General features: G+C 41.9%; 13 protein-coding genes. 12 read left to right on the plus strand and 1 reads right to left on the minus strand.

What is annotated here, in order from left to right:
• Window positions 1-53: 53 nt before the first annotated feature.
• The 12 genes from AO498_RS12760 (at window position 54) to AO498_RS12820 (ending at window position 12,105) form a co-directional block, all read left to right on the plus strand.
• Entirely contained in the window at window positions 54-950 is an 897-nt protein-coding gene (locus AO498_RS12760; RefSeq protein ID WP_067550480.1) for a class I SAM-dependent methyltransferase, read from the plus strand.
• Window positions 951-963: 13 nt separating this feature from the next.
• Window positions 964-2,145, plus strand: coding sequence for an aspartate aminotransferase family protein (locus AO498_RS12765; protein WP_067550482.1), 1,182 nt, complete (start codon window positions 964-966; stop codon window positions 2,143-2,145).
• Between the two features lie 11 nt (window positions 2,146-2,156).
• Entirely contained in the window at window positions 2,157-2,441 is a 285-nt protein-coding gene (locus AO498_RS12770) for a hypothetical protein (protein WP_067548300.1), read from the plus strand.
• Window positions 2,442-2,503: 62 nt separating this feature from the next.
• Window positions 2,504-2,863 (plus strand): magnesium citrate secondary transporter, encoded by a 360-nt coding sequence (locus AO498_RS12775; protein WP_067548303.1) that lies wholly within the window; start codon window positions 2,504-2,506, stop codon window positions 2,861-2,863.
• Window positions 2,864-2,947: 84 nt separating this feature from the next.
• Window positions 2,948-5,344 carry a penicillin acylase family protein gene (locus AO498_RS12780; protein ID WP_067548306.1) on the plus strand — a complete coding sequence of 799 codons (2,397 nt, stop codon included), beginning with the start codon at window positions 2,948-2,950 and terminating at the stop codon, window positions 5,342-5,344.
• Window positions 5,337-5,834 carry a DinB family protein gene (locus tag AO498_RS12785; RefSeq protein WP_067548309.1) on the plus strand — a complete coding sequence of 166 codons (498 nt, stop codon included), beginning with the start codon at window positions 5,337-5,339 and terminating at the stop codon, window positions 5,832-5,834. Before AO498_RS12780 ends, AO498_RS12785 begins: the two co-directional genes overlap by 8 nt.
• 45 nt (window positions 5,835-5,879) lie before the next feature.
• Window positions 5,880-6,302: a peptide-methionine (R)-S-oxide reductase MsrB gene (gene msrB / locus AO498_RS12790; RefSeq protein WP_067548312.1), complete on the plus strand. Its 423-nt coding sequence runs from the start codon at window positions 5,880-5,882 to the stop codon at window positions 6,300-6,302.
• A gap of 427 nt (window positions 6,303-6,729) precedes the next feature.
• The gene (gene hisG / locus AO498_RS12800; protein ID WP_067548318.1) at window positions 6,730-7,590 is read left to right on the plus strand and encodes an ATP phosphoribosyltransferase; all 861 of its coding nucleotides are present in this window, start codon (window positions 6,730-6,732) and stop codon (window positions 7,588-7,590) included.
• Between the two features lie 25 nt (window positions 7,591-7,615).
• Window positions 7,616-8,911, plus strand: coding sequence for a histidinol dehydrogenase (gene hisD / locus AO498_RS12805; protein WP_067548321.1), 1,296 nt, complete (start codon window positions 7,616-7,618; stop codon window positions 8,909-8,911).
• Complete coding sequence (hisC, locus tag AO498_RS12810; protein WP_067548324.1) at window positions 8,908-9,960, plus strand: histidinol-phosphate transaminase; 1,053 nt, start codon at window positions 8,908-8,910, stop codon at window positions 9,958-9,960. Before hisD ends, hisC begins: the two co-directional genes overlap by 4 nt.
• A 102-nt stretch (window positions 9,961-10,062) precedes the next feature.
• A complete protein-coding gene (gene hisB / locus AO498_RS12815; protein WP_067548327.1) occupies window positions 10,063-11,157 on the plus strand; it encodes a bifunctional histidinol-phosphatase/imidazoleglycerol-phosphate dehydratase HisB in 1,095 nt (364 codons plus the stop codon).
• Between the two features lie 150 nt (window positions 11,158-11,307).
• Window positions 11,308-12,105 (plus strand): tetratricopeptide repeat protein, encoded by a 798-nt coding sequence (locus AO498_RS12820; RefSeq protein WP_067548330.1) that lies wholly within the window; start codon window positions 11,308-11,310, stop codon window positions 12,103-12,105.
• 2 nt (window positions 12,106-12,107) lie between these two features.
• Here AO498_RS12820 and AO498_RS12825 read toward each other — a convergent pair whose 3' ends face one another.
• A complete protein-coding gene (locus tag AO498_RS12825) occupies window positions 12,108-12,989 on the minus strand; it encodes an ATP-grasp domain-containing protein (protein WP_067550484.1) in 882 nt (293 codons plus the stop codon).
• Window positions 12,990-13,014 lie beyond the last annotated feature (25 nt).

Raw genomic sequence — 13,014 nt, forward strand, 5'->3', positions numbered from 1 at the left:
TGTAAGCTCTAATGCTGGTCGCTAAGCCGGGAGAATTACCTATTTTTGCAGCAATGAATGAAACTATCCTATCTCTTTGTCCAGGACCATGGAGCGATTATGAACTAATCGACACCGGAGGATTTGAAAAACTAGAGCGTTTTGGCAAGTTTATCCTGAGTCGTCCCGAGCCACAAGCTATTTGGGATAAAAGTCTTCCAGAGTCCGAATGGCGGAAATTAGCGCATGCTCATTTTGCTAAAGAGAAAAATAACCCTGAAAAAGGTCACTGGCAGCAACTTAAATCCATGCCTCACAACTGGCAAATCGGCTATGAAAACGCAGAAGGGCTAAGCATAAAATTGAATCTTGCTCAGACATCTTTCAAGCACATCGGTCTTTTTCCAGAGCAAGCTGTCAATTGGGATTACCTCTATCGAAAATTGAAAGAATTCCCAGGTGCAAAACCAAAAGTGCTTAACCTTTTTGGGTATACAGGAGCTGCTAGTATTGCTGCAAGGGCAGCCGGAGCCGAGGTATCGCATCTCGATTCGGTCAAGCAAGTGGTGACTTGGACAAAACACAATATGGAATCGTCCAATTTGGATGGCATCCGCTGGATTGTGGATGATGCAATGAAATTTATCAAAAGGGAAGCCCGGCGAGGAAATAGTTATCAAGCCATCATTTTAGATCCCCCAGCTTATGGGCGAGGTCCTGAAGGAGAAAAGTGGATTCTGGAAGAGCAGATCAATGACATGCTCAAAACTTGCAAGGAAATCCTTGACCCTAAAAATCACCTTTTGCTCTTGAATATGTATTCGTTGAGCTTTTCCTCGATTATTGCTGCAAACTTGATCCAGTCCAATTTTGGACCGGTGAAAAATGCTGAGCATGGAGAATTGTATCTTCAGGAAAAACAAGGAAAAAAGCTTCCACTTGGTATTTTCTTCCGATTCTCAAGTTTTTGACCAAGAGTTAAAAATGAATAATCGACAGCTTTTTTTAGCCCATTTGGCACAAACCACTGATTTTCCACTGATGATTGAAGTGGAAAAGGCAGAGGGAATCCATCTGTTTGGACCAAATGGGGAAAAATACATCGATCTGATTTCCGGGATCGGGGTCAGCAATGTAGGACACCGACATCCGAAGGTATTGAATGCTATTCAAAACCAATTGGATAAATACCTCCACCTGATGGTTTATGGTGAATATGTGCAAACACCTCAAACCCTTTTGGCAAAAGCGCTCACGGATACTCTTCCCTCCCACTTGGACAATGTCTATTTGGTCAATAGCGGTTCAGAAGCTGTGGAAGGTGCCCTAAAACTAGCTAAGCGATACACCAATCGTAGAGAAATTATTTCCTGTGTAAATGCCTATCATGGAAGTAGCCATGGTTCACTTAGTGTTGGTGGAAACGAGGTTTTCAAGCGCGCTTACCGTCCACTACTTCCAGGGATTTCCCACATTTTTTATGGAAGCTTCTCTGATTTGGAAAAAATCACCGAGCAAACCGCAGCCGTAATTATCGAGACTATTCAAGGGGAAGCAGGAATTCGCGTTGCTTGTAAGGAATACTTTCAAGCCTTAAGACAGAAGTGTACTCAAACCGGGACACTTTTGATTTTGGATGAAATTCAAGCTGGATTTGGTCGTACTGGGAAAATGTGGGCTTTCGAGCATTTTGACATCATTCCTGATATTTTGGTTTGTGCAAAAGGAATGGGAGGAGGAATGCCAATTGGCGCATTTATAGCGAACAAAGAAGTGATGGGGGTATTCAAAAACAATCCCCTATTAGGACACATTACCACGTTTGGAGGCCACCCAGTTTCCGCATCCGCATCTTTGGCTACCGTTCAAATTCTGCATGAGGAAAATCTCATCGAACAAGTAGAACCAAAAGCAAACCTCTTTAAATCCCTATTGGTCCACCCCAAAATCAAAGCGATTCGAAATAAAGGCCTAATGATGGCTGTCGAATTTGAATCCTTCGAGGTCTTGAAAAAAATTATTGACCGAGCTATCGAATTGGGAGTCATTACCGATTGGTTTCTTTTCTGCGATGATTCCATGCGAATTGCCCCGCCTTTGATTATTACCGAATCAGAGATTCGCCAAGCCTGTTCTACTATTCTCCAAGCGATCGAAGAATCATAATCGGCAAATCCATGGGCGAAAAATTATGTTCGACTTGCGGTCAATGGTCTACTTGGAATCAAAATCCTTCAGACAGATGTGTTCACTGCGGGGAGACACTGGGCCAAAAAGAATTAGATAAAGTAACCAAAAGAGAGAATCATATTCGGTCTACAGAAGAAAATTGGATGTTTTTCATTCGTGAATCTGATCCGGCCTGGAAAGTTCACCTCAAAAAAATCGGAAATTTTTTCTACACCATCTTTATGGCAATCATCAGTTTCATTCTCTGGTTTATTGCTGCATTTCCAGGATGAGCATCTTTAAAAAACGGAATCCTCCAAGGGTTCTAAAACCCTTGGAGGGTTGATTTCCCTGCATGAGCGTATTCAAAAACCCATATTTCTTCATCCCGGTACTCCTTTTTGCTGGGAATCAAGTGCTCGAAAAAGGCTTTGGAATCTTTGTTCCCATTGTTCATGCCTACTTAGATGACCTTCTCGCAATGCCGGTAATTCTTGGAATCACACTGCATATCTATCGATGGATTCATCCGCTCAAAAATCAATTCATTTTTAAAAATCAACACATCGTGGTCGCTACAACTTACGTGGCATTGATGTTTGAATTTGTGCTTCCCAAATTTTCCAGCACCTATACTGCCGACTATTGGGATATCCTATGTTATTGTTTGGGAGCAATCCTCTTTAAATTTCAAATTAACTATCCTAAAAAATAGATTTTCAATAAGTTAATTAATCGGAAGGTTTTCAGCTTTTCCAACTCATAGGATTCATTTATCTTTTCCCAAAATTTCTTTCAAATGAAAAAACTAGTCAGCTTAATCGGTGCGCTATTTCTAATATTGGTTCTTGGAATATTGGGATTTGTTTTTTGGCAATCCCCCAGCTACAAAGGAGAATTGAAGCTTTCCGGACTCAAGGAAGAGGTTGAAATCTACTTTGACAAGTTTGGAATTCCACACATTTACGCAGAAAACGAATCGGATGCCTATCGAGCTTTAGGATATATCCATGCCAAAGAACGCTTGTTTCAACTAGAAATGATGCGCAGGGTTGGATCAGGAACATTGTCAGAATTTTTAGGACCTGACTTTATAGAAATCGATCAGTTTTTTCACACCCTCGGTATCCCCAAACATGCCAAGGAAAGTAATGCTGCATTTATGGCTCAAGGAGAAACTCCTTGGAAAAAGGCTGCAGATGCCTATGTAAGTGGTGTGAATGAATTCATTCAAAATGGGAAACTTCCTGTTGAATATCTTCTTCTGGGGGAAAAGCCAAGGTTGTATTCCTTGGAAGATATGCATTCCATTTTGGGATATATGTCCTTCACTTTTGCCATGGGATTGAAAACAGATCCTTTGGTCACTAAAATGTCACGGGAACTAGGACCAGACTACCTAGCCTCCATTTCCGTGCAAACTCTTCCTGAACACCACGTCATACCCAATCATTATCCTGACTCTCTGAATACTGAAAACCTTTTGGTGACTTCCGAGCTTTCAGCCCTACTTGAAAAGCTTCCTGTCCCACTTCTTGAAGGCTCAAATTCTTGGGTGATTTCAGGTAGTCGTACGCAATCAGGTCAAGTGCTTTTCAATAACGATACACATATCGGATTTGCCTCTCCTTCTGTTTGGTTTGAAGCACATTTGGAGTATCCTGGATTTAGCTTTTATGGGAATCATTTGGCGGGGATCCCCTTTGGCCTAGTGGGACATAGTCGTCACCACAGCGTTGGACTAACCATGTTTGAAAACGACGACCAGGACTTTTTTGAAGAAAAACTCAATCCTTCCAATCCCAATGAAATTCTCATTGGTGAGCAACCTTTCCCAATTAAGTCAAGAAAAGAAACCCTCAAGGTAAAAGGTAAAGATCCCATCGAATTTGAAATCCGAGAGACTGTTCATGGACCAATTATGAATCCAGTGGTGAAAGAAATTGCAACCCTGACCTCAAATCCGATTTCTTCTTGGTGGGTATTTGTGTTAGAACCTTCTAGAGCCATGGAAGCACTCTATCAAATCAACCATGCTGAATCTATGCAACAAGTAGCTGACGCTGCTGCATTGATTCATGCTCCAGGGCTCAATATTATGTATGGAGATAAATGGGGAAATATTGCATGGTGGGCAGCGGCCAAACTTCCGATCCGAGCTGAAAAAGTCCATTCTAAGATCTTTGCTGATGGCTCTGATCCTGAATCCCAGCCCAAAGGCTGGTATCCATTTACTGAAAATCCACAGAGCATCAATCCACCTTCTGGATTCGTAGCATCTGCAAATAATCAACCTGACACTACCAGAAATGGGATTTTCTTCCCGGGCTATTATTACCCTGGTGAACGTTGGAACCGAATTGCCAAAACCATTACCTCCCGAGAGGATTGGGATCTTGAATCGATCAAGTCACTTCAATTGGAAACTGTCAATGAAGTTTCGGTTGAAAATGCAAAGCTTATGTTATCTCAAATTGACCGTAGGCAATTTGACGAGCATTCCCAAATTCTCGATGAATTGGCGCTTTGGGAAGGAAATCACAAGCTGAATCTTTCCGCTCCCACGTTATATTACAAATGGCTATATCATATCCTGCGATTAGCAATGGAAGATGAATTGGGAAAAGATGGATTTGAGGCCTATCTCCAAACCTTCATGATGATCCGCAGTACGCACCACTTCCTGAAACATGAAGAAAATAAATGGTGGGATAATCGATCTACTGACATTTTTGAATCTCGATCAGAGATAATCAGTGAAGCTTTAGCCATCAGCCTGGAGGAATTAAGCACCCAGTTTGGAGAAAATTCCAGAGAATGGGATTGGGAAAAAGCGGTGACGATTGAACATCCTCATCCGCTTGGAGCAAAAAAGCCCTTAGATAAAATTTTCAACATCAAAACTGAAGCGGTAGAGGCTAATGAAGAGGCTGTTAACAAACTGGCTTTCAAGCTAAATAGCGAAGGAATCTACAAAGTAACTTCTGGCCCGGCCATGCGGATTATATTAGATTTTGCAGATGTGGAAGGCTCGGTTTCTGTGCTTCCTACTGGCAATAGTGGCAACCGATTCAGTAAACACTACGCAGACCAAAAGGAACTCTATGCTAAAGGAAAATATCGTCCTCAATTGATGAATGAAAAGACGATCAAGGAAAAATCTCTTTCTAAAATTTTGCTTCTTCCACATGAATAATACGTTGTCGATATTTATTCAAAAAGAACTGTGGAAGCAATTTGGTGCTGGATTGGATATGTTGTCTGATTCGATCAGTGCATGTCCGGATGCCATTTGGGAATCAGACATTAGGTTCTCCCAAATGGCTTACCATACCTTATTTTTCCTTGATTATTACCTGACCAAAGAACCTGTTGGATTTTCACAGCCCACTCACTTCACCTACTCTGAATTTGAGGAAGACCCTGAAGTAATCATTTTTCCAAAAGCTGACTTAGGCCTGTACCTAGAAGGTTGTCGATCCAAAGCAAGAGATTTCATTTTCTCCCTTAATGAAACCCAACTTGAAAAGAGATGGATCAATGAATCCAGAACAATGGATTTTTCAATGCTTGAGATTTTACTTTATAATCTCAGGCATGTCCAACACCATGTAGGACAACTAAATCTTTTGCTTCGACAAACGATCCATCAGGCTCCCGAATGGATTTACAGAGCTAAAGTTTGAAAACTCCTTTGCTCATTTCAGAGTTGAATTAAAAAATCCAAAGAGATGAAAAGTAAACCTAAGAAAGAATATCCCATTCAAAAATCGAAAGAGGAATGGGAAGAAATTTTAGATCCCCACTCCTACCATGTACTTAGAGAAAAAGGAACTGAAAGACCATTTACTGGACAATATTACTTGAATAAAGAAACAGGAATCTACGAATGTCGCGCCTGTGGGAATGAAATTTTTCACTCTTCCAAAAAGTATGACAGCGGCTGTGGATGGCCAAGTTTCACAGAACCAATTCGACCTGAAGCCATTGACGTGCAAATGGACTACAGCCACTTCATGATCCGTGAAGAGATTCTCTGCGCTAACTGTGGGGGTCATCTTGGACACCGCTTTCCTGATGGACCGCAAGACCAAGGCGGCATCCGATATTGCATCAATTCTGTAAGTATGGATTTCAAAAAGGGGGATAAATAGATATTTTTTGATTATCCGCTATTGCATCAAAATCCAAAACTCCTTTGGTTTGGCGGTCGGAAGTCCGAAGACCGAAGACCGAAGCTGACTAAAACTGAACTTCGAGCGGAATTTCATCATAGTGTAGGGCCTACTGGTAAGATAGTGGATATACATAAAATATTTTATCCCATTTTTATTTCATTAAAAACAGTTCTCGATTTGGATGTTGCTAATCCAGACCTATATTTGCTGACGATAATGGAAAACACCAATAGAAATATTGAATTTTTAGCAACTGCACAGCATTCGCACATGCTGCATTATTTCCATCATTCCTCTTGAGAGGAAGCTATTTACACACCCACCCGGTGATGCTGATGACAGGGATTCGGCCATTCACCAAAATTTAATCCAAACCAAAACTTTCCAAGCGTAACTTGTCCCCATGGAACAGATTATCCGCATTGCCGTCCAAAAAAGCGGCCGACTATCCGATGACTCACTCAGCCTAATCAAGGAGTGTGGCATCAAATTTTACAATGGAACAGGCAAACTCAAGTCTACTTCTACCAATTTTCCTGTTGAATTCCTTTTTCTTCGTGATGACGATATCCCTGGATATGTAGCAGATGGTGTTGCAGATTTGGGAATTGTCGGACAAAATGAACTCGTTGAAAAAGACAAAGATGTCCTTACTCTCAAGAAGCTGGGATTTTCCAAATGCAGACTTTCACTTGCTATTCCAAAAGGTCAGGAATATCCCGGTGTAGAATATTTTCAGGGAAAAAGCATAGCCACTTCCTACCCCAAGATCCTTGGAGATTTCCTCGAGTCTAAAAATATTCAAGCAGAAATCCATGAGATCAGTGGCTCTGTGGAAATTGCGCCGAGCATAGGACTTGCTGAAGGTATCTTTGATATAGTAAGTTCAGGTTCAACTTTGATGATGAACGGCCTCAAAGAAGTAGAAGAAGTCTTCAAATCGGAAGCTGTTTTGATCGGAAACAAAAACTTGGCGGATTGGAAGAAAGCTATTTTGGAAAAACTCCTTTTCCGCATCAATGCCGTCCAGACAGGCAAAAGCAATAAATACGTATTGATGAATGTTCCTAATTCTTCCATTCCAAAAGTCATCGAATTGATCCCCGGAATGCGAAGTCCGACTATTTTGCCTCTGGCCCAAGAGGGATGGTCCTCTGTTCACTCGGTGTTAAACGAAGATCAATTCTGGGAAAACATCGAGGAACTCCGTGCAGCTGGCGCTGAGGGAATCCTAGTGGTACCAATCGAAAAAATGGTGTTGTAAACGAACTCTTTTAACCAAAGAAATTATGAAACTCCTGGTCAATCCTAATCCTGAAAAGTGGAAAAAACAACTGGCTCGTCCAGTTCAAAAAACCAAGGAAATCAATAAAATCGTCAAACCGATCTTCGAAAAAGTTGAAAAAAACGGAGATAAAGCATTAAAGAAATTTGCCCAAGAATATGATCATGTGACTTTGGACAGCCTTTTGGTCACCGCTGAGGAAATCAAATCAGCAAAAGATCAAATCAGCAAAGAATTAAAGGAAGCGATCAAAACTGCGAAAGCAAATATTGAGAAGTTTCATGCGGCTCAGGCCACACCTGAACTGATCGAAGAGGTTATGCCAGGGGTGATTTGTATGCGAAAAAGCGTCCCGATCCAACGGGTCGGACTTTATATACCCGGAGGTACGGCTCCACTTTTCAGCACCGTCCTTATGCTTGGAGTACCTGCCAAAATCGCGGGTTGTGCAGAAATTGTCCTTTGTACCCCACCAAATCGTGAAGGCAAAATCCATCCTGCTATTCTCTATACGGCAGATCTTGTAGGTATCACCAAAGTCTTGAAAGTGGGTGGTGCGCAAGCTGTGGCAGCAATGACTTTTGGGACGGAGAGTGTACCTCAGGTAGACAAGATTTTCGGTCCTGGAAACCAATATGTGACTGCAGCCAAGCAGTTCGCAAACAAATACGGAGTAGCGATTGATATGCCTGCCGGACCATCAGAAGTGTTGGTCTATGCAGATGATACGGCCGTTCCTGCGTTCGTTGCTTCAGATTTACTTTCTCAAGCGGAGCATGGAATTGATTCGCAAGTAGTTTTGGTAACCCCATCCGAAAAGTTTGCTAAGAAAGTGTTAAAGGAAATCGATCTTCAACTTGAAGATTTGCCACGAAAAGATATTGCCTTCAAAGCACTCCAAAACTCCACTGCTGTGGTTATGGAAAATCAAGGGGAGGCCTTGGAACTGATCAACGACTACGCTCCGGAGCACTTGATCATTGCGGTAGAAAATGAGGAAGAAGCTGTCGATGCAATCTTTAATGCCGGTTCGGTATTCATCGGAAACTTCACCCCTGAATCAGCCGGTGACTATGCTTCAGGAACTAACCATACCCTGCCGACATACGGGTATGCCCGCAATTACAGTGGTGTGTCTTTGGATAGCTTTTTGAAAAAAATGACTTACCAAAAAATCACTCCTGAAGGTCTTAAAACCCTAGGACCTGTCGTGGAAGTCATGGCAGCCAATGAGCAATTGGATGCGCACAAAAACGCGGTCACCATTCGTCTCAACTACTTGAAAGAGAACAAGAAATGAGCTTTGACTTAAATTCGCTTTTGCGACCACATATCGCAAAACTTCAACCTTATACTTCAGCTAGAGACGAGTACACCGGTAAGGAAGGTGTCTTTTTGGATGCCAATGAAAACCCGTTTGGTTCGATTACCGATCAGGATTTCAACCGCTATCCTGATCCTTATCAAAGTGCTTTGAAGGAAGAAATTGCCAAGATCAAGGGAGTTAGACCCGGTCAGATTTTCTTGGGAAATGGTTCGGACGAAGCCATTGATTTGCTCTACAGAGCATTTTGCAATCCCGGTAAGGACAACGTGATTCTCCTACCTCCCACCTATGGAATGTATGAGGTGAGTGCCAATATCAATGATGTCGAAATCCGAAAAGTTGCCTTAACACCAGATTTCCAGCTTCAGCCTGATAAAATCCTAGCCGCAGCAGATACAAATTCTAAAATCCTCTTTATCTGCTCCCCAAATAACCCTTCGGCCAACAAGGCCAAGAGGGAAGACATTCTCTTCCTATTGGAAAATTTCAAAGGACTGGTTGTCGTAGATGAAGCCTATATCGATTTTAGCGACGAACCCAGCTTTACCACAGAATTAGATCGATTTGCAAATCTGCTAGTCATGCAGACCTTTTCGAAGGCTTGGGGCTTAGCTTCCCTACGACTTGGGATGGCTTTTGCGAGTGAGGAACTAATCCGAATTTTGAACAAAATTAAGCCTCCTTACAATATTTCCGGCTTGACGCAAGAGACCGTTTTGGCAGCGATCAAGGACAAAGCCAAAGTAGATCGGATGATTCAGGACATTTTAGCTGAACGGGAATTTCTGAAAGGTGAATTGGAAAAATTGCCATTCGTCCAAAAGATTCATACCTCCCACGCCAACTTCCTGTTGGTTCAAATCCCCAATGCGAATCAAGTTTATGATGATTTGATCGAGGAAAAGGTAATTGTCAGAAACCGCGCAAAAGTGTTGCTTTGTGCAGATTGTCTAAGAATTACAGTGGGAACGAGGGAGGAAAATGTAGCGCTTTTGGAAGCCTTGAAGAAGGTTGTAAAATAGTCCACAGTCGACTGACCACGGTCGACCGTAGGAAATCAAATTAGTATAAAAAATAAAACTGTCTGTGGACTTTGGTCCGTGGACCGTTGACCATTATGAAATATGAAAAAAGTATTATTCATAGATCGAGACGGCACAATTATCAAAGAGCCGCCGACAGATTTTCAGGTAGATAGTCTGGAAAAACTGGAATTTCTACCAAAAGCAATTTCCAATCTTCGGAAAATCGCAGAGGAGACGGATTACGAACTCGTGATGGTGACCAATCAGGACGGATTGGGAACAGATTCATTTCCCGAAAAAGACTTTTGGCCTGCGCAGTACAAAATGCTCAAAACCCTCGAGCAAGAGAATGTAATATTCTCCGCTATCCATGTGGACAAAACCTTTGAGCATGAAAATGCACCCACCCGTAAACCTAGAACTGGACTACTGATCCAGTATTTCTCAGAAGAATACGATTTGGCTAATTCCTATGTGATAGGAGATCGATTTACTGACGTTCAATTGGCGAAAAACCTAGGAGCCAAGGCTATTTTTATTGGAGACCCCAACCCTGAGGCTACACTTTCTACTAAAGATTGGGACGAGATTTACAATTTCCTGAAAATGCCACCACGTCAGGCTGAAGTAAAACGAACCACCTCCGAAACAGACATTTACATCAAATTGAACTTGGACGGAAGCGGAAAATGCGACATTTCCACCGGACTGCATTTCTTTGACCACATGCTCGAGCAATTGGGCAAACATGGCAGTACTGACTTAGAAATTAAAGTTAAAGGCGACCTTCATATCGATGAGCATCACACGATCGAGGATACTGCTTTGGCTTTGGGAGAAGCCTACTTGAAGGCTTTGGGAGATAAAAAAGGAATTTATCGCTATGGATTTATGCTTCCAATGGATGATGCATTGGCTCAAGTAGCGATTGACTTTGGGGGAAGGCCTTGGATCGTTTGGGATGCCAAGTACACCCGAGAAAAAGTTGGAGACATGCCAACGGAACTCTTTTACCATTTCTTCAAGTCCTTCTCGGACACCGCTAAGTGCAACCTCAACATCAAAGTCGAAGGGGACAATGAACATCATAAGATCGAAGCAACTTTCAAAGGACTTGCCCGAGCCATCAAAATGGCGGTGATGCGTGATCCAAGAAATATCAACCAGCTCCCAAGCACAAAGGGGGTTTTGTAAACGAAAATAGCTTTTTCATTATCCTTGGTCTCAAGGAGCGTGACTTTATAATCAGAGTTTTAAAATCCAAGAAGCTGTCTTTAAGGCAGCTTTTTTTATTTTTTGTTTTGATCTTGTTCCGAATATGATTTGATTTTTGTTTATTTCGTTATGAAACGATTGAATCATATTTCTACGATATTACTATCGATTTTTCTCCTTTCCTGTTCGGCTGATCCGGCTGAAATTGAGTCATTATATTCCCAGAAAAAATACGACCAAGCAATTTCTGCTATAAACAGACGCCTCTTTTTCCATATTGGAGAAATCAAGATGCTCCACATTCGGGCAAGATGCTATGAAGAATTGGGACAAACCGATGAGGCTATTGAAGATTATGAGCGAATTCTTGATTTTGACCCCGATTATGCACAAGCTCATGCCGGCATTGGAAAAATTCTTTTTGACAAAGAATACTACCGACAAGCAGAGCTATCAATTTTAAAGGCAGCCAGCCTAGATCCCGAAGATTTTGAGATTATTTACTTGGCCGGAAGATCCCAGCTAATGGTGAAAAACTGGGAACGTGCCGAGACTTTTCTAAAGCAAGCACAAGAAATGAATAAGGAGTTTGCTCCAATTTATTACTATATGGGCATGGCAAGAGCCAGTCGTGGAGATGTTTATGGCGCAGCAGCATCCTTTAATACCTATCTACAAAAGGAGCCTGACAACATCACCGCTCGCTATAATCGAGGATTTGCAATGCTCAAAATCGGTTACCTTCCTTGGGCATTGGAAGATTTTGAATTTGTTTTAAAAAACAACCCCGAGCATGTTGAAGCATTGGCTCGAAAAGGTGTTTGCCTAGCTAGAATGGGAAATGCAGAAGGTTGTTCTCTCCTCAAAGAAGCTGCAGCTAAAGGAAGCGATTTCGCGTTGAGCAAGCTGGAGGAGGTTTGTCTCTAGGATTAGTCGATTAATCGCTTTTGAATTGCTCGGGAATAATTCGGAATGGCTTGATCCGTCAAGCCCAGAAACAAATACGGCTCGATCAATTCAAGTTCCATCAGATGGAATACACCATTTATAATCACTCCGTCTACCCTTCCATATAGAGTTCCTTTTCCAAAAGCATCAATCAGTTTTTGAGCTGCGTTTAAAAGATCGGCATCAGGTTGAATTACTTGTATAGTACCCCCAAAGTAATGTTGAACTCGAAAATCAGATTTGGCTGGAGTTTTTAATACCGCGTGTGAAAACTGTTCATTAAAGAAAATCAAGGAATACTCGCCCACTTCAGCGACTTCTTTGACAAATGGCTGGGCTAGAAATGCTTCTTCCTTGACAAGCTTATTGACCTGATCAGCATACTTTTCCCATTCCGAAACTGGGATTTTCAGGGTGTTTTTTGCTCCACCACTAACGACAGGCTTGACCACAAGAACGTCTGATTTCACTTTTTCCTGAATTTTTTCCAAGGAAGGTTCTTGACCTTTTTCCAAAATCACCCCAGCGATCGTCGGAAAACCTTGGGCTTCAATTTGAAGCAAATACTCCTTGGAAGAATTCCAGCGGATCGTTTCCAAATCATTCAAGACAGGAATTCCTAATGCCTTTATCCGTTCAATCCAAGCATGAAATTCCGGATAATAATCAAAATAATCCCAGGTGGATTTGATCAAAAGATGAGAGAATGACGACCAATCCACATTGGGGTCAGACCAGGCTTGAATTTCATGAGGTATCTCTAATTCCGTTAAGATTCCGGACAAAATCTGATCTTCATCAATGGTATTGGTATCGTAGACACCGGTTGAAAAATAACTGACTATGGCAACTCGTGAATTCATGGGGGATAAATTTTGCCCAAAAGTA

The organism is Algoriphagus sanaruensis, from assembly GCF_001593605.1.
GTDB lineage: Bacteria > Bacteroidota > Bacteroidia > Cytophagales > Cyclobacteriaceae > Algoriphagus > Algoriphagus sanaruensis.